Here is a 17012-nt window from a genome sequence, read left to right on the forward strand (position 1 = left end):
AATATTGTCAGGAAATAGTTGTTGAATTAATGAAAATAAGACCTAATAAATTGCCATTTTTTCAGAAGGGTATGAGAGCTATGTCCTTGATTGAGTCTATGTTTTAACGGGGTTGTCACCCCGTCAGAGGCTAAGGGCAACAATATTCGAGTTAAAAGTTGCCCAGATATTAATTTTACGATGGAAAGAACTGTGACAATTGCTAGCGTTAACGACTTGGAAAAGGATGAAGCGAATTTTAAGTTTTGGGTTGGTAATGCCCGCCTAAACGCACAATTTTTCTTGGGTATATTAGCCCTTGTCGGTCACATCTGGCACGCTTCTCGCGCCCGTTTGAATAGAAGCTGAAGGCGATTTAAGTCAGAAACCAAGTTCTTTCCTACTTTATTGCTGACTTAAATCTGTTTCTAATTTGTGTATACTTTGAGAAATTACCCTATGACTGTTGTTATTTACTGCTTCTGTATCAGTATTTTGATGCTCGTGTTTTTGTGGAGTGCTTGGCTAGCATTGCGAGAAGGATTCCAGCAACTCCGGCGCCTGCATCAAATTCCTTGTTCCAATTGCGAATTTTTTACGAATGACTACCGTCTCAAGTGTACGGTGTGGCCGTGCGTTGCTTGTACTGAGGATGCGATCGGCTGTACAGACTTTGAACCAAAGACTTGTTTTGCCAATTCTTGCCAGCAACATTGCTCTAGAGCTCACAAAGATTATGCAGAAAAACAGACAATTAATCCTTCTATTCCACCTTTAGCAACCGGAATTAGGATCTAGTAAACTCCCCCTGACAGAGGGGGAAATTATAACAATTATTGGGATAAATTAGTGATGAATATATACAGCAGCAACTCACTCAAAGTCGAACTAAACCAGAGAGGATGTCGCCTGACTCCCCAGCGAGAAACAATTTTGAATGTGTTTCAAAATTTGCGACAAGGCAATCATTTAAGTGCAGAAGAATTATACAATATTTTGCAAAGTCAAGGAGAACGAATAGGCTTGTCTACTGTCTATAGAACGCTGCACTTATTAGCAAGAATTAGCATTTTGCGCGAACTAGAATTAGCAGAAGGACACAAACATTACGAACTGAATTTACCGGAATTGCATCACCACCACCATCTGGTTTGCATTCAGTGTCACAAAACCTTTGAATTTAGCGACGACTCAATTGGAAAAATTGGTAAAAAGCAAGTTGAAAAAGCTGGTGTAGAACTGCTCGACTGTCAGTTAACTGTGCGTGCGGTTTGTTTGGAAGCGCTGCGGGAGGGATGGCCTTCTTTGCTACCGAGCAATTGGTTGTGTCCGAGATATCATTCGGAACTAGAGCAGGAAATGAGTTGAGTCAAATACGCTTGGGTAATTGGTAATATCACGTCCAATAGACGATCGCATCTTAAACGGTTTGTAGTGCGGACTTAAGTCCGCTTTCATAACGAACTAATGTTATTGCGGTAAATCGATCTGACACGAGACAATTCGTTATTTCCGTCTAGTTATAATAACCAACTACTAACAACGTTTGCTCTTCGGGGACAGCACTAATGACTAATAACTAATAACTAATGACTAATGACTAATGACTAATGACTAATGACTAATGACTAATGACTAATGACTAATGACTTCCCCTGTACTCAAGCAGCCTCAGAATCGGAACGTTCGTGTTCCATACGAAATACGTTAGCGTACAAACTAGCAACAATTTGTTTGCCTTCCTGCGTCAACTGCAAGTAACCGAGGGATTCGCTGATGTGAGGATAAATTCCACTCCAATAAAACTTTGAGTAGCTTTGCAGCAAGTCGCCCGGATGCCGGCAGCCCAAAATTTTAGTAGCACCGATTTCTTCCAACTCGTAAAACAGGGCGCCAATTTTCTGTAAATATTGCGGGTTGCTGAACTGACCTATTAAGTCAGCACCGCGAACTAAAGAATAATTTAGTGTATCTTCGTCAGTGTTGCCGTCAAGCACCGAGAAACGAGTTTGTTCTATGTTCTGCTTAATTATCTCGGCATTAATTAGCTTGTGGTTGCCGAAACGCTCGTCAATGAACAGTTTTGCTCTGTCAACTCGGTAAGGAGCTAGGCTGGCGGCTGTGGCACCGGGAGGTAGTGCAATTCTCATGCCATCTTTTCCGGTAGCGTACAATCCTTCTGATACTTGGTCTTGTCGGCAGACTCCTTTGACATATCCGATGTCTTGACACAGCAAAGAAATGATGTAGTGGAGCCAGTTTTCGCAGGAGACTCCGCCCTTGCGAATGTGTTTTCCCCGCAAGATTTCTTGACCTACTAAGGTAATGCAAATTGCGTGTTCTACATTGTGATAAAGAGCGTCACTGTTGGCGATGTTTTCTAATGCCATTGCTCCGACCCAGGCAATAATGTCGGCATAGTCTGATTTGTAGCCTCCGTAGGTGCGGCTGTAACCGTTTTCTAGTTGTTCAATGAAAGCCTCTATCAGCAGTTCTGTGGAATTAAACATACTCTATTATTTTACCTTAATATTGCCTTTTAAGATTGATTGGTGCACCGAGTTTGAGTTTCTTTAATTGTAGGGAGGGGATTTTAATTAAAGGCTTAAATCTAATTCACGCTATGTGAATTGTTTGTAATTCTATGAAAGCAGTTATTTCAAGTCTTTAAATCAAATCAGTATTGGACTGAAACCCGTCTCCGCCGCACTGCAGAGAGCAGTCTGCTGATAATTTTTAGCTCTTCTGATTTTTTTTAGACTCTCAGAATTAATTGCGTGTTGTATTTTCTGGAACACAGTTTGCTCGGTCTTACCAAATTTCCAAATGTTGAAGTAAACTTCGGAAAATGTCTGTTCGGAAATGTAAGCTTTGGTTCTCATCTCATGCAGTTAACTCAATGTGTATCTCTGATTATCCGGCAATTTTAGATAAGTTTATGTGATATGGATCGGGCCCAGACTGTGATGCGATCGCGCGCACTCGGTTGACGGGAGTCTGCCGAAGATGGTGAGGCGATCGAAGTATCGACCGTCATAAAACCGTCATAAATTTGGCTGACGGCTGTGATCCCCATTAAATTTGAGCTTGAATTAATTAATAATATGCCACATATTAGGCACTCGCGGGCGAGATCCTCGTCCCAACTTCCTTGCTTGCTGGAAGTTCGATCGCCCGTACTCGCAAATTCCTTGCCAAAAAAAGTCTAGTGGTGTAATATATGGAGTCTGGTATCCTCACTTACCCATAATTATTTTCATATATCCCGTCCCTCCTGAAGGGAAGGGACTTTCAGTGCGGATGCCGCCAAATCACTATATTCAGCAAAAAGCTAGAAATGCCGTAACTCATGCCCACTATTCAGCAACTCATCCGTTCAGCACGGGAACAAACGCAGAAAAAAACCAAATCGCCAGCTCTCAAGAGTTGCCCCCAGCGCCGCGGAGTATGCACCAGAGTGTACACGACCACCCCGAAAAAACCCAACTCGGCGCTGCGGAAGGTGGCTCGGGTACGGCTGACTTCTGGTTTTGAAGTGACAGCCTACATCCCCGGGATTGGTCACAACTTACAAGAACACTCGGTAGTAATGATCCGGGGCGGTCGGGTAAAAGATTTGCCCGGAGTTAGATACCACATCATTCGCGGTACATTAGACACCGCCGGGGTGAAAGACCGCAAGCAAGGTCGTTCCAAGTACGGGGCCAAGCGTCCTAAAGAGAAAAAATAGCACTGACGCCCGATCGCCGGGGATGAGCCAGCAAAAATTAAGTTCGATCGCCGATCTAAAATTTGAACTCACAACCCCAAATTCAATCAATCAAAATCAAAAAACCCCAATAAAACTATGTCTCGCCGCACAGTTATTCAAAAACGTCCAGTTCCCCCAGATCCAACCTACAACAGCCGGTTGGTAAGCATGATGGTGAGACGGATCATGCAGCACGGCAAAAAATCCGTGGCCTCCAGCATCGTCTACGATGCCATGAAAACCATCCAAGAACGCACGGGAGCCGAACCGTTAGACTTGTTTGAAAAAGCAGTCAAAAACGCTACACCCTTGGTAGAAGTTAAAGCCCGCCGGGTAGGTGGCGCCACCTACCAAGTGCCGATGGAAGTGCGTTCCGATCGCGGAACCACCCTCGCCCTGCGCTGGCTGATCAGATTTGCTCGCGCCCGCACCGGCCGCTCGATGGCCGCCAAGCTGGCTAACGAACTGATGGATGCAGCCAACGAAACAGGCAGTGCTATTCGCAAGCGCGAAGAAACACACCGCATGGCCGAAGCTAACAAGGCTTTTGCTCACTATCGGTACTAAGCCAAATCGGGCATGGAGAACAGGCCGGTCGTGCGGTATGAAAGCATCGAGTGAGGGATTGGCAAGCGTAAGTTTTGGGTGTTGAGATTGCTTCTCTTGGCGCAGTGGCGATCGCCCAGGCAAACTCAAAACTCCGAAAATCAAAAAATTACGCACTCTGTGAATCCTCCATCTCGCATACTTAATATTTTTGTAAACAAATGTTGCAAAAAATATTAAAATGTAACAATAAGCTCCATATACTTATACGGTAAGTGGCTGGGAGTGCAAGATCGGGTTCTGTGTAGTATAATAGTATTATAACAGCAACACAAAATCAAGGAGGTAGCTGTGGCACGTACCGTCCCGCTAGAAAAAACTCGCAACATCGGCATCGCCGCCCACATTGACGCGGGCAAAACAACAACAACTGAAAGAATTCTGTTCTATTCAGGCATGGTTCACAGAATGGGTGAAGTGCACGAGGGAACAGCAGTCACTGACTGGATGGAGCAAGAGCGGGAACGGGGAATCACGATTACTGCCGCTGCTATCACCACCAGTTGGAAAGATTACAAAATCAACATCATCGACACTCCCGGACACGTAGACTTCACGATCGAAGTTGAACGCTCGATGCGAGTGCTCGACGGAGTGATCGCAGTGTTCTGCTCGGTAGGGGGAGTGCAGCCGCAATCGGAAACAGTTTGGCGACAAGCAGATCGGTACAAAGTACCGCGGATCGTGTTCGTCAACAAAATGGATCGGATGGGTGCAAACTTCTACAAAGTCTACGGTCAAATTCGCGATCGCATGAGAGCGAACGCCGTACCAGTCCAAATCCCGATCGGCAGCGAAGAAAACTTCCGGGGAATTGTAGATTTAGTGGAAATGAAAGCCTACATCTACAACAACAACACCGGCACCGATATCGAGGAAATAGAAATCCCCGATGAGGTAAAAAAACTCGCCGCAGAATACCGCACCAAGCTGATCGAGTCCGTAGCAGAAACCAGCGACGCCCTCACGGCAAAATACCTTGAAGGCGAAGAGTTAACAGAAGCGGAAATCCGCTCGGCCCTGCGTGCGGGCACTATCTCCGGGGCGATCGTCCCCATGCTCTGCGGTTCAGCCTTCAAAAACAAAGGCGTTCAGTTGTTGTTAGACGGAGTGATCGACTACCTGCCGTCGCCCTTGGAAGTTCCCCCGATTCAAGGACTGCTGCCCAACGGCGACACCGCAGAACGACACGCAGACGACAGCGAGCCCATGTCAGCCCTGGCATTCAAAATCATGGCAGACCCCTACGGCCGCCTGACCTTCGTTCGCGTCTACTCGGGTATCCTCAAAAAGGGCACCTACGTCCTCAACTCCACCAAAGACAAAAAAGAGCGGGTTTCTCGCTTAATTGTCCTCAAAGCTGACGATCGGATAGAAGTTGACGAACTCCGCGCCGGAGACTTGGGAGCAGTCTTGGGTTTGAAAGACACCTTCACCGGCGACACCCTCTGCGAAGAAGGATCGCCAGTGATTCTGGAATCCCTGTTTATTCCAGAACCAGTCATCTCCGTGGCTGTCGAACCCAAAACCAAACAAGACATGGAGAAGCTTTCCAAAGCCCTCCAGTCGCTCTCGGAAGAAGACCCCACCTTCCGAGTCAACGTTGACCCAGAAACCAACCAGACAGTCATCGCCGGCATGGGCGAACTGCACCTGGAAATTCTGGTAGACAGAATGCTGCGGGAATTCAAAGTAGAAGCCAACGTGGGTCAGCCGCAAGTAGCCTACCGCGAAACCATTCGCAAAGCAGTCCGCGCCGAAGGTAAATTTATCCGCCAAAGCGGCGGTAAAGGTCAGTACGGTCACGTCGTCATCGAAGTAGAACCCACCGAAGTCGGAACAGGCTTTGAATTTGTCTCCAAAATTGTCGGCGGCACTGTACCGAAAGAGTACATCGGCCCGGCAGAACAAGGGATGAAAGAAGCCTGCGAATCAGGTATTGTAGCAGGATATCCCGTGATCGACCTGAAAGCTACTATGGTAGACGGGTCTTTCCACGACGTAGACTCCTCAGAAATGGCATTTAAGATCGCCGGTTCAATGGCGATCAAAGAAGCCGTGATGAAAGCGTCGCCAGTGCTGCTAGAGCCTATGATGAAGGTAGAGGTTGAAGTTCCCGAAGATTATATCGGGAACGTCATCGGCGACCTCAACTCGCGTCGGGGTCAGATCGAAGGTCAAGAGACGGATCAGGGAATTGCCAAAGTTTCTGTCAAGGTTCCCCTAGCAGAAATGTTTGGTTACGCCACCGACATCCGCTCGAAAACCCAAGGTAGAGGCATCTTCACAATGGAATTCAGCCATTACGAAGAAGTGCCGCGAAATGTGGCGGAAGCCATTATCGCGAAAAACAAAGGGAACTAATGATTTTGGATTTTAGATTTTGGATTTTGGATTGAATCCAAAATCTAGAATCTAAAATCTCAAGTCTAAAATCGCTAAAAAAAACAAGGAACAGATCGAGAATGGCACGCGCAAAATTTGAACGGAATAAACCCCACGTAAACATCGGCACCATCGGTCACGTTGACCACGGTAAAACAACTTTGACCGCCGCGATTACGATGACTCTATCTGCACTGGGTCAAGCAAAGGCGAAGAACTACGCCGACATCGACGCTGCACCAGAAGAAAAAGCACGGGGTATTACAATTAATACCGCTCACGTAGAATACGAAACCACAGGTCGTCACTACGCCCACGTAGACTGTCCCGGACACGCTGACTACGTGAAAAACATGATCACTGGTGCTGCTCAAATGGACGGCGGCATCCTAGTAGTGTCAGCAGCAGACGGCCCCATGCCTCAAACTCGCGAACACATCCTGCTAGCTAAGCAAGTTGGCGTTCCCAGCTTGGTTGTCTTCTTGAACAAAGAAGACATGGTGGATGACGCTGAACTTTTGGAATTGGTAGAAATGGAAGTTCGCGAACTTTTGAGTTCCTACGATTTTCCTGGCGATGACATCCCCATCGTGACTGGTTCTGGCTTGAAAGCTCTCGAAGTGATGCTTGCTAACCCCAAGACTGTCAAGGGCGATAATGAGTGGGTTGACAAGATTTACAAGCTGATGGAAGAAGTAGATTCTTACATCCCTACTCCAGAACGCGAAATTGACAAGCCTTTCTTGATGGCAGTTGAAGACGTATTCTCGATTACTGGTCGGGGTACTGTGGCGACAGGTCGGATCGAGCGCGGCAGAGTTAAAGTCGGCGAAACAGTCGAAATCATTGGTCTTAAGGACACTCGCAGCACTACCGTGACTGGTGTGGAAATGTTCACCAAGTCCTTGGATGAAGGCATGGCCGGCGACAACGTGGGTCTACTTCTCCGGGGTATTTTGAAGGCTGATATTGAAAGAGGCATGGTAATTGCCAAGCCAAAATCCATCAGCCCTCACACTCAGTTTGAATCTGAAGTCTACATCCTGAAGAAGGAAGAAGGCGGCCGTCACACGCCCTTTTTCTCTGGCTACCGCCCTCAATTCTACGTCCGTACAACAGACGTAACCGGTACAATCATGCAGTTCACTGCTGATGACGGTTCGGAAGCTGAAATGGTGATGCCTGGTGACCGGATCAAAATGACGGTGGAACTGATTCACCCGATCGCGATCGAACAAGGAATGCGCTTCGCCATCCGCGAAGGCGGCCGCACCGTGGGTGCAGGCGTTGTTTCCAAAATCCTCAAGTAGGAATCCGCGCTCCGCTTTAAATAGCAGAAAAGCCTAATCAAATTTAGTGGCTTTTCTGCTATTTAGTGATGAGTCATCAGTCAATCGATTTGAGATTTTAGATGTGAGATGGACTTCCCGCATTCAATCTAGAAGCTTCAACAGCAGTCTAAAATTTTAGGAGTTCTCGGACTCAAGTCGGGGGATATCAGTTTTTGGACACGGTCATTAGTCCGCAGTTAGTTGTTAGCAAAAAAAACTGACAAGTAAAAACTAATGACTGCCGACTAATGACTACTGACTACTGACTACTGACTAAAAATAAACTGAACCTAGAAAATTAAACAAAAAAATGGCAACAATTCCACAGCAAAAAATCCGCATTCGCCTCAAAGCTTTCGATCGCCGAATTCTAGACGCATCCTGCGAAAAGATTGTAGATACAGCAAATCGGACAGCCGCCACTGCGATCGGCCCGATTCCCCTACCGACAAAACGACGGATTTATTGCTTGCTGCGATCGCCCCACGTAGACAAAGATTCTCGCGAACACTTTGAAACCCGCACCCACCGCCGCATTATCGACATTCACCAGCCTTCTGCTAAAACAATTGACGCTTTGATGAAACTGGATTTGCCAGCCGGCGTAGATATCGAAGTCAAGCTGTAGATTGACGAATTTTAAATACAAAAAGAAGGAGCAATGGAAAAATACATTGTTCCTTCTTTTTGCTGAAAGTGCGATCTACAGTAGTCATGAGTCAGTAGTCATTAGTCATGAGTCAGTAGTCATTAGTCATGAGTCATTAGTCATGAGTCATTAGTCATGAGTCATTAGTTTTTCAATAAATCTGTATAATTAATCTAAAATTTGCACTGTGTGGGAATGCTAAAAAAAAACATTTTAAAGTGGCTATCATAGCTTTTTATGTTGTTTATTCAACAAAAACATAATTTTTATCATTTTGAAAGCATGACGGCTTGTTTGAGTTCCTAGGGGTGGCTGGGAGAATTGACGATCGCCCGCCGTCGATCCCGGAGCCCGCGTAAAAGCCCGATCGCCCCTGTTTCCCGCCCCGGAATTCCTCAAATCAGTTAAAGTAAGAAAAATAAGCGCAAGTACCGTCACCTTTGAGCGACAATGGCATCCTCTTCCTCCTCCGCAGTTCGCGAACTCCCCTTATTTCCGTTGCCGGAAGTGGTTCTATTTCCAGGTAGACCACTGCCGCTGCAAATCTTCGAGTTTCGCTATCGAATCATGATGAATACGATTCTTGAGGGCGATCGCCGTTTCGGTGTACTCATGTGGGACCCCAACCAAAACAAAGTCTCAGCCGTTGGCTGTTGCGCCGAAGTAATTCACTGTCAGCGCCTCCCGGACGATCGCATGAAAATCATGACTCTCGGACAGCAGCGGTTCCGAGTCCTCGACGCCGTTCGGGAAAAACCCTATTTAGTCGGTCTAGTAGAATGGATTGAAGATGAACCGCCACAAACAGACCTCAGACCTTTGGGCCAAGATGTCGAACAACTGCTGAGAGATGTAGTTCGCCTCTCCAGCAAATTGATGGATCAGCCGATCGACCTACCCGAAGACATTCCCAGTTTGCCCACAGAATTGTCCTACTGGGTAGCCAGCTACCTTTACGGTGCAGCAACAGAACAGCAAACTCTTTTAGAACTGCAAGATACTGCTGCGAGATTGGAACGCGAAACCGAAATTTTAACTTCTACTCGCAATCACTTAGCAGCAAGGACTGTACTGAAAGATACGCTCAAATAGCGAATTTACACAGGCAAAAAATACGCTCGGTTTTGCCTGTACATCAGCCCAAATTGCACACAAATCATATTATTTTCAATTTAAAATCTTCCTATCGAAGATTTTAAAACTAATCAACGATCGACTAAAGCTTTCGATCGCACTACCGAATTCCATTCTTATTAAGAACTGGTATCTATTTGAGCGGCAAATTCAAACAAGTTCGGATAGGTTCTTTATCGCATTAAATGCTTGTGTTAGAAAATCACGACCAACCGAAACCATACGATGCAGTTAAAGGCGGTCAAATGCCGCCTCCTATCGGCGGTGTGGTACTCGGCGGGCTAGCAGGAGTTAAACACCGACTGTCGGCTGCTGTCAGCGAACACCGTATTGCGGCGCTGAAGGAAACCTTTAATTACGGCGATGCAGGCTTAAAAATAGCGATCGAGATTTGTCAAAACGAAACAGGCCCCCTGCAGCAGGCGGCCTGCGATTTAGTTCGAGAGAGGCTAAGCGCGATCGCCCGCGAAAAATTACAAGCCTTCGTACCTGTAAGCTTAGATTCAGAAACAGGGACAGATAAAACTCAAAAAATATTAAAAAACTCACCCAGTGCAGTCTCAGAAAAAACTAGCGATCGGCAGTTGTCAGAAGCACAATTCATATTTGAGACAATTCTGCAGCAAATGCAACCAAATTTGCTGCTGTTAGAAGCATTAGTATCCTCTGTAAAGCGCGAAGAATTTACCAACGAATTGATGAATCTTTGGGATTTATTAATCTCAGAAATTCAGGAACCTCTCAAAGAATTACGTCAGGCTGTTGGTAGCGCAATTTCCGCCCAACTCCGCATTCAGTGGCAGTACAATCAAGCTGAATCTCAAGCCAATCAGTGGCAGCAGCGAGCCTTGATAGCACTTCAGAAAGGAGATGAAAACTTGGTTCGCCACGCCTGGGTTCGGAAGCAGTTAGAGTTGGATAAAGTAGCAGAATTAAAAATTGACTTAGACGACCAAACTGTGCGAGTAGAAACTCTCAACCGCAACTTGCTGGCTTTGGAAAGCAAGATTACTGAAGCTAATTCTAAGAAAGAGATTCTCAAGATGCAGGTTCATTTTGCTAAGGTACAGGAGCAAATTAACTGCACTTTCAGCCAAATGAATAATATATTTTTCCGTCCTTAATTGTTGGATGCTGCGCGTATATAGCAGTTCGAGCGAAAGATGAGGTATTAACCAATTAATCCCTCAATTCTCCAATCTTCCAATTCCTCAATCCCCCAATCCCCCAATCTAAAATCTCAAACTTGTTCGCTCGCGAAGTCGAAGAATCTAAAATCTAAAATCTCAATTCCTCACCTTTTTGAGAAAGGCTATATATTATTGCCCTATCTTACTTTTGTCTGATAAAAAAATGAATCACCCCGCTGAAATCCGTTTCATCATCCAACTTAGCGCCTTCGAGGTTAGCACCGCATAAAATAGCCCCGCTTAAATTAGCACCGCGCAAGTCAGCACCGCGCAAGTCAGCGCCCTGAAAATTAGCTTCATATAACAATGCTCCTTTCAGGTTAGCCTGCTTGAGACTCGCTCCCCGCAGTTTGGCGTCAGTTAGATTAGCTTTTGTAAAATCTGTATTGTCCAAGCAAGCATCAATGAGGTTGGCTTCGATTAGGTTAGCTTGGCACAGTGAGGCACCGGTCAAATCCACACCGATCATTTTTGTCTGGCTCAAATTGGCTTTGTTCAGGTTGACCTGCATCATTTCAGATCCTGTCAACCTTGAAAAAGTTAAATCTGCTTTGCTAAGGTTTGCCCCATTTAGTTTGGTCATTACTAGGACAGCATTCTTGAGGACTGCACCTAGTAAGTTGGCCCAACTAAGGTCTGTCAAAGTTAAATTAATTTCGTTCAACGTTGCACAGGCTAGATTGATCTCAACCAGGAAAGCTTCTGTCAAATAAGCTTCTTTTAAGTTTGTTTCGTGAAAATCTCTTTCTCCGGCTGCATATCGCTTCAGAAGTTCATCAGCATTCATGTGGCTAGCCTCCTAAGTGGTAGCTAAAATTATATAGCCTTTCTCAACAAGGTGAGGTATGAATTTTGACCTGGAAAGCCTGATAATACAGGGTTTCTGCATACCTCATCGATCGCAGAACCGCTATACTACTGATAGTACAGTGTAGCAGCCGAAGATTTTTAAAGTTTCTGTGTGATTTTTGAGTTCTTCTACTGCCGATCGCACTAATGTAGAACCAGCATCCGCTTCAACATCCGTAAAAAAAATATATTCTCCGAGCGATCGCTTAGTCGGTCGAGATTCAATGCGACTTAAATTAATACCGCGACTGGCAAATACTTGCAAAGGTTTTACCAGCGATCCCGGCCTATTGGCAGGTACGCTAAAAGCTAGTGACGTGTGAGTGCAATTAGGCGTTGTCTCTAGATGCGACGGGGATGCTGATTTCGTGGCGGATTGAATTGATGAGTCGTGGGATGTTGCAGCGTTTCCCAATTTTCCTGTATTTGGGCCTAGTACCCAAAATCGAGTGTAATTGTCAGGATAATCATTAATCGGGCTCGCTAGCACTGGCAATTTGTAGAGTTCGGCCGCTCTTGGGGAAGAGATTACCGCGATACTTTTATCTTCTAGGTACTGCAACGCTTCCGTAGTTGAATTTGCCGGAATCAACTCAGCCGCCGGGATAAACTTTGCCAACCACAACTGACACTGAGCTAGGGCTTGCGGGTGAGAGTAAACTTTTTGAATCTCGTTAAAATTTTGAGCATTGGACAGCAGCGCGTGGGAAATCGGCAAAACCAAGGCGTGTTGAATGCGGAGTGCATCCAGCCGCCACAGGGTGTCTAGGGTGACAGTCACACTCCCCTCGATCGAATTTTCGACCGGCACAATTGAAAGGTCAACCAGCCCAGAGGCAGATGCCTCTAGTGCCTGAGAAATGGTGGAATAAGGACACAGGGTGCATTCGGCGTTAGTTTCGAGACTTAACCAATTGACATAAGCTAGAGCTGCTGTTTCTGCATTCGTACCTACAGGGCCGAGATGTGCGATTGAAATTTTCATAATTAGTAGTTTTATGTTACAAATGTTTTCTTGACTCTCATCAGCCAGCAGGTACGATGAAAAAATTAGCCAGAGTCCCGAAAGCTTAGATCCGTAATTTCTCGGATGACATTGCGGGAGTGCGCGAGCTAATACGAGACTTATGTCACCTTAAAAAGGTTATAATTTATTAAGATATGCTTACAAATCCTATATATTAATATTTTCTCATGTATATCCGATTTAATTCTTCGCAATCCGTTGAGATCGCCGTACCAGATGAACGGGTTCCCATTCAACATTATCTGCGCCAGCCGAGGCGACTGGTGAACGCCTTAGTCGATCGCACTCGCACAGAGCAACTCAGCGATGACTGTTTCCGCCTGAAAATGCGGCCGTTACAATTTATGATGCTGAACATTCAACCCACGGTAGACATGAGGGTGTGGGCGCAGTCAGACGGCACAATCAATTTAGAGTCCGTGGCTTGCGAAATTCTCGGAGTGGGCTATATAAACGATCGCTTTGCTCTCAATCTTAAAGGACAGCTTGCTGCACACCAAAGTAGCGGGCTAACCTGCTTGAAGGGAAAAGCCGATTTGGAAGTGCAAGTAGAATTACCGCCGCCATTCTGGCTGACACCGAAACCGATTTTAGAAGCAACGGGCAACGGTTTGCTCAAAAGCGTGCTGTTGAGCGTCAAACAGCGGTTGATGCACCAGTTGCTCTTAGATTACCGCCGATGGGCAAGCAACGAAATAAACGTAATATCGAGCGATCGCCCTCAAATCTTATCTCTAGAAGGGTAATTTTGTGCTAGAGAATCGGTGAATTAATTTACAGCGATATTTGGCAAAAAATCGGCTTAATTGCAGAAATATTAGTTAAACGCTCGAATATAGCAGTTCGAGTGAAAAATGGGGTATCGATCCCCCAATCCCCCAATTCCCCAATCTAAAATCTAAAACTTGTACCCTCGCGACTTGTACCCTCGCGTAGCCAAAGCAAGCCGAAATATCTAAAATCTCAACTCCTCACCTTTTTGACAAAGGCTGTAGTACACCCAGAGTTTTATGGGATTTTGTGGGCTAGATAACGGCGGATCACTCAAGAATATCGATGTAAGTCTGTGCTCCTTCTTGATCGTCTTCAACGACTCCTACACCGATAGACCAATCAGTCGATTGGTCTTGTGAAGCTTCGTCTTTTTGGCCGATAAATTCGCGCTCTGGCGGGCTGGTAACTGTATCCGCTTCCAAATTAGTCGCCCCTACCCGAATTCGGATTTTGGGGCCGGAATTGCCCAAGCGAATCGTCATCCCGTCGGCGACTGACACCTGAGCGATCGGTTTATCATCTACATAAGTACCGTTAGCACCAAAATTAATAATTTCCCAGCCATTGGCGTGATTCCACAGCTCAACGTGGTGGCGGGAAACCACAGCACTGTAAATAATTACATCATTGTCGTTCGATCGACCGATCCGAACCACCGAAGCGGATTCAAAACACCACTTCTGAACCGCGACAGACTGGATAGGATGTAGCAGAGTTAAGGTAATCACGGATGTTTTGACACTCCGCCACCAAATACAAACGAATATGCTTCAAGATCGATTTTTTCGGATAAAACCGCCAAAAAATTGATTCTCAAAAAAGTGGTCAGTGGGTGGCGACTTTCTCGCCCTACAGAAGTTAACCACTTATTTATGCCGGAGTTTCTAGATAAAATAATAGTTTGCTGTATCAAACAACATAGGTCTTTTCGAGTTGCTAACATTTTCCTTATTAATTCAATACCAATAGAATACAATGCTTTGAGCAGCACTGGAATTCCTGATACCCAAAGCCTCAATATCCGACACCAAAAATACCGATCGACCTTGCGGGGGCGCGTCGCCCCTAAAAATACGATCGGTAATTAGTCGCCTCTGGCCCTCTGGCCGCACTTCAGAGATCCGACTCTGGGGGCTCCGGTGTCGGCGGTGGCGATACAGATTCCTGCCTTTGTCGCTTCAACTCTGCTACTTTTTCTTGAGCTGCATCCCTGACTTCTAGAGCTTTATCTTGGAGTTTTTCCGCCAGATTTTGCGCGCCCCGCTTCACCTCTGCCACATTTAGGAGAGTTTGGTCGTAATCTTCGTGTAAAAACTCTGCTACCAGACCGACTTTTTTGTGTAATCCCTCAGCGTACTGTACGGGTTCCGACACAGAAGCCTCTGAAACGATCGCCCGTTTGCTGCCGAGCGACGAAATCGCCCCAACCGGCAACAAGTAAATCCCGTCTAAAACGCCGCGCCAGCCGCTCGATTTAAACAGGTAATCGGTAACAGAACCAGTCGTGACATCAAATAGGTAGTCAACCACCGTACCTGCCTTATTTCCTGCGTCCGTGAGCACCTCAAGCCCGATCGGACAAACAGCTTGTTCCGGCTGATGCAATTCCGGGAGTTCCGGGTTAATAGTGACAAAAACATTTTCGCCCACAGCATCAACTTGCGCCCAAGCGAACCAGGTTTTTTTGTTCCCCAAAAGTCCCGACTTGCAAGTAAAGCCGATCGCCCGCTGGGAGTGAGAATCGAGCCAAAGCTTGTCTACCCTGCCGACCTCTTCGGCAGTTCTGCGGTCGATCGTGCGGCGGTTTAGCAGTTCGCTGCGCTTAACAATCTGTTGTTGCGATCTACTCATAAATAAACTCCTGAGTGGCTACGAGAAAAAATGTCGGTCGAAGCGTCGATTTAAGATTTTAGGTTTTTGGCCCGTCAGAGGAATCACCGCAGTAGGAACCAGCGTCTAAAATTTTGGGATCGATCCTCAGCAGTATCGGGGTTAAGAACTGCTCGATAATCTCTACCCATACCTGGACATTACTACCGTTTTTGTTCAGATATCAGACATAACTGTAACCATCTTTGCGATGGATGGCTTTACAGTAATCGAGCCTTACCGAAAACCGTTTTTTGTTGATAATGAACTCACCTCTTCCATCCGACATAGGGCAGACTCTAGCTGTAAATGTTCCTTGATACTTACCTTTCGGTACATCGGCTCGAACAATATCACCAGTACAAAAGCCCAAAATTGGACGCAATGGACGATGCTTGATTGGATAGCCATATTTATCTGTTTGGCAGCGCTGCCTTGGACCCAAACCAGTTGCAGTGACATTGAGAATGCGCTCTGTTAAGACTTGCAGCGTTTTTGTGATACCAACACAGGCAGCGTCTAACCAGTGAGTTTTTTGTAATCCCAACCGAGTCCTGTTGTATTTGGTTTGTCCTCCTGTACCTGTATAGACTGGCAAGCCTGTTTCTTTGAGTCGATTAAACAATGCCCATCGGGTAGCATTAACGGCTGCTGCATCCAAACAAGGTCGCTTGGCTTGAGCTAATATCCGCTTAAGTAGATCGGGCTTTTTTGAGAGGAACTGCTCGATTGATTTTGTCCCTTTCTTGATGTTGCATTTCTCACAAGCTAAGCACAGATTAGAGATGCGGTTGCTACCTCCTTTGGCTAAGGGGTGAATATGCTCGATCTGTAAAGGCACATTTTCAATCCCGCAATAAGCACAGTTTCTTTGCCACTTTTCTAATAAATACTCGCGGATCTCGCAGCCAAACAAAGTGCCTTGTTGGTATTCGCACCCGCTAATCTCTGGATTATCTAGTGCTTGCGTGTCAAACTTAACTAGCTCCTGTCCGATCTCACGGATCGGAGCAAATTTACGCAGGCGCTTGACCCAAGTTTCTGTGGTTAAAACCCGATGCTTCAAGCTTGGTGCTAACCATCCTTGAGGGCGCGAACGGTTCAGAAAACGCGGCTGGCGGTAGCGTGTATTGCGGTTTCTCCGACCTCTCCGTAAAGACCTGCGAGAGTCAATAGCTAGTTTAATTTGCTGCCCGCGATGCTTCAATTCCATCCCCCAAATAACCTCATCCCTGTCAGTTACAAGAGCAAATCCCGTAACTTTTGAACCCGGATCGATTTTGAGAGTAAGAGGATGAACAATTGGACGCTCGATAGCTCGTTTCAGAATTAGAGTAAAGGGATATCTGCGAAAAGCAGCCGCCTTGCCCTGCTCTAATAATTTTCTTGCTTGTGCTGGATGAATCGGATTCATCGGTGTCTTTTGAGCGTCAATGAGAAAAACGTAGTTTGACATCTTCTGTCATCC

The 17012-nt window shown here is 46.1% G+C and carries 19 protein-coding genes; 12 read left to right on the top strand and 7 right to left on the bottom strand.

What is annotated here, in order from left to right; all coding sequences use genetic code 11:
- Positions 1–192 precede the first annotated feature (192 nt).
- The 3 genes from IQ263_RS16930 to IQ263_RS16940 all read left to right on the top strand — a co-directional run bounded on the left by IQ263_RS16930 (position 193) and on the right by IQ263_RS16940 (position 1347).
- Complete coding sequence (locus IQ263_RS16930; RefSeq protein ID WP_194068603.1) at positions 193–348, top strand: hypothetical protein; 156 nt, start codon at positions 193–195, stop codon at positions 346–348.
- 90 nt (positions 349–438) lie between these two features.
- Positions 439–777: a hypothetical protein gene (locus IQ263_RS16935; protein WP_228050119.1), complete on the top strand. Its 339-nt coding sequence runs from the start codon at positions 439–441 to the stop codon at positions 775–777.
- A gap of 54 nt (positions 778–831) precedes the next feature.
- Entirely contained in the window at positions 832–1347 is a 516-nt protein-coding gene (locus tag IQ263_RS16940; RefSeq protein ID WP_194068605.1) for a ferric uptake regulation protein, read from the top strand.
- A 293-nt stretch (positions 1348–1640) separates the two neighbouring features.
- Here the strand turns inward: IQ263_RS16940 and IQ263_RS16945 are convergent, their stop codons facing one another.
- Positions 1641–2489, bottom strand: coding sequence for an Npun_R2479 family HD domain-containing metalloprotein (locus tag IQ263_RS16945; protein ID WP_194068606.1), 849 nt, complete (start codon positions 2487–2489; stop codon positions 1641–1643).
- A gap of 416 nt (positions 2490–2905) precedes the next feature.
- The gene (locus IQ263_RS16950; RefSeq protein WP_194068608.1) at positions 2906–3055 is read right to left on the bottom strand and encodes a hypothetical protein; all 150 of its coding nucleotides are present in this window, start codon (positions 3053–3055) and stop codon (positions 2906–2908) included.
- Between the two features lie 273 nt (positions 3056–3328).
- Between IQ263_RS16950 and rpsL the strand changes: the two genes are divergently transcribed.
- From rpsL to IQ263_RS16985, 7 genes are all read left to right on the top strand, one after another.
- Positions 3329–3709: a 30S ribosomal protein S12 gene (gene rpsL, locus IQ263_RS16955; protein WP_006632197.1), complete on the top strand. Its 381-nt coding sequence runs from the start codon at positions 3329–3331 to the stop codon at positions 3707–3709.
- A gap of 117 nt (positions 3710–3826) precedes the next feature.
- Positions 3827–4297 carry a 30S ribosomal protein S7 gene (rpsG, locus tag IQ263_RS16960; protein WP_106150481.1) on the top strand — a complete coding sequence of 157 codons (471 nt, stop codon included), beginning with the start codon at positions 3827–3829 and terminating at the stop codon, positions 4295–4297.
- A gap of 330 nt (positions 4298–4627) precedes the next feature.
- Entirely contained in the window at positions 4628–6700 is a 2073-nt protein-coding gene (gene fusA, locus IQ263_RS16965; RefSeq protein ID WP_194068610.1) for an elongation factor G, read from the top strand.
- 101 nt (positions 6701–6801) lie between these two features.
- Complete coding sequence (tuf, locus tag IQ263_RS16970; protein WP_194068612.1) at positions 6802–8031, top strand: elongation factor Tu; 1230 nt, start codon at positions 6802–6804, stop codon at positions 8029–8031.
- 331 nt (positions 8032–8362) lie between these two features.
- Positions 8363–8680 carry a 30S ribosomal protein S10 gene (gene rpsJ, locus IQ263_RS16975; protein WP_194011386.1) on the top strand — a complete coding sequence of 106 codons (318 nt, stop codon included), beginning with the start codon at positions 8363–8365 and terminating at the stop codon, positions 8678–8680.
- Positions 8681–9151: 471 nt separating this feature from the next.
- On the top strand, positions 9152–9793 hold the full coding sequence (locus tag IQ263_RS16980; RefSeq protein WP_194011385.1) for an LON peptidase substrate-binding domain-containing protein: 642 nt from the start codon (positions 9152–9154) through the stop codon (positions 9791–9793).
- A 227-nt stretch (positions 9794–10020) separates the two neighbouring features.
- Entirely contained in the window at positions 10021–10959 is a 939-nt protein-coding gene (locus IQ263_RS16985; protein WP_194068614.1) for a PspA/IM30 family protein, read from the top strand.
- A 208-nt stretch (positions 10960–11167) separates the two neighbouring features.
- Here the strand turns inward: IQ263_RS16985 and IQ263_RS16990 are convergent, their stop codons facing one another.
- Positions 11168–11812, bottom strand: a complete 645-nt coding sequence (locus tag IQ263_RS16990; RefSeq protein ID WP_194068616.1) for a pentapeptide repeat-containing protein — start codon at positions 11810–11812, stop codon at positions 11168–11170.
- Positions 11813–11935: 123 nt separating this feature from the next.
- Positions 11936–12859 carry a prephenate dehydratase gene (pheA, locus tag IQ263_RS16995; RefSeq protein WP_194068618.1) on the bottom strand — a complete coding sequence of 308 codons (924 nt, stop codon included), beginning with the start codon at positions 12857–12859 and terminating at the stop codon, positions 11936–11938.
- A gap of 209 nt (positions 12860–13068) precedes the next feature.
- Between pheA and IQ263_RS17000 the strand changes: the two genes are divergently transcribed.
- The gene (locus tag IQ263_RS17000) at positions 13069–13647 is read left to right on the top strand and encodes a DUF1997 domain-containing protein (protein WP_194011381.1); all 579 of its coding nucleotides are present in this window, start codon (positions 13069–13071) and stop codon (positions 13645–13647) included.
- A gap of 294 nt (positions 13648–13941) precedes the next feature.
- Here the strand turns inward: IQ263_RS17000 and IQ263_RS17005 are convergent, their stop codons facing one another.
- Entirely contained in the window at positions 13942–14403 is a 462-nt protein-coding gene (locus tag IQ263_RS17005) for an FHA domain-containing protein (RefSeq protein WP_194068620.1), read from the bottom strand.
- A 93-nt stretch (positions 14404–14496) separates the two neighbouring features.
- Here IQ263_RS17005 and IQ263_RS28620 point away from each other — a divergent pair, with 93 nt between their 5' ends.
- The gene (locus tag IQ263_RS28620) at positions 14497–14763 is read left to right on the top strand and encodes a hypothetical protein (RefSeq protein WP_228050120.1); all 267 of its coding nucleotides are present in this window, start codon (positions 14497–14499) and stop codon (positions 14761–14763) included.
- Positions 14764–14788: 25 nt separating this feature from the next.
- Here IQ263_RS28620 and IQ263_RS17015 read toward each other — a convergent pair whose 3' ends face one another.
- Together IQ263_RS17015 and iscB are read right to left on the bottom strand one after the other, a co-directional pair.
- Positions 14789–15526, bottom strand: a complete 738-nt coding sequence (locus IQ263_RS17015; RefSeq protein WP_194068624.1) for a PRC-barrel domain-containing protein — start codon at positions 15524–15526, stop codon at positions 14789–14791.
- 202 nt (positions 15527–15728) lie between these two features.
- On the bottom strand, positions 15729–17000 hold the full coding sequence (gene iscB / locus IQ263_RS17020) for an RNA-guided endonuclease IscB (protein ID WP_194068626.1): 1272 nt from the start codon (positions 16998–17000) through the stop codon (positions 15729–15731).
- Positions 17001–17012 lie beyond the last annotated feature (12 nt).

It is taken from the genome of Tychonema sp. LEGE 06208 (assembly GCF_015207505.1).
Taxonomy (GTDB): Bacteria; Cyanobacteriota; Cyanobacteriia; order Cyanobacteriales; family Microcoleaceae; genus Microcoleus.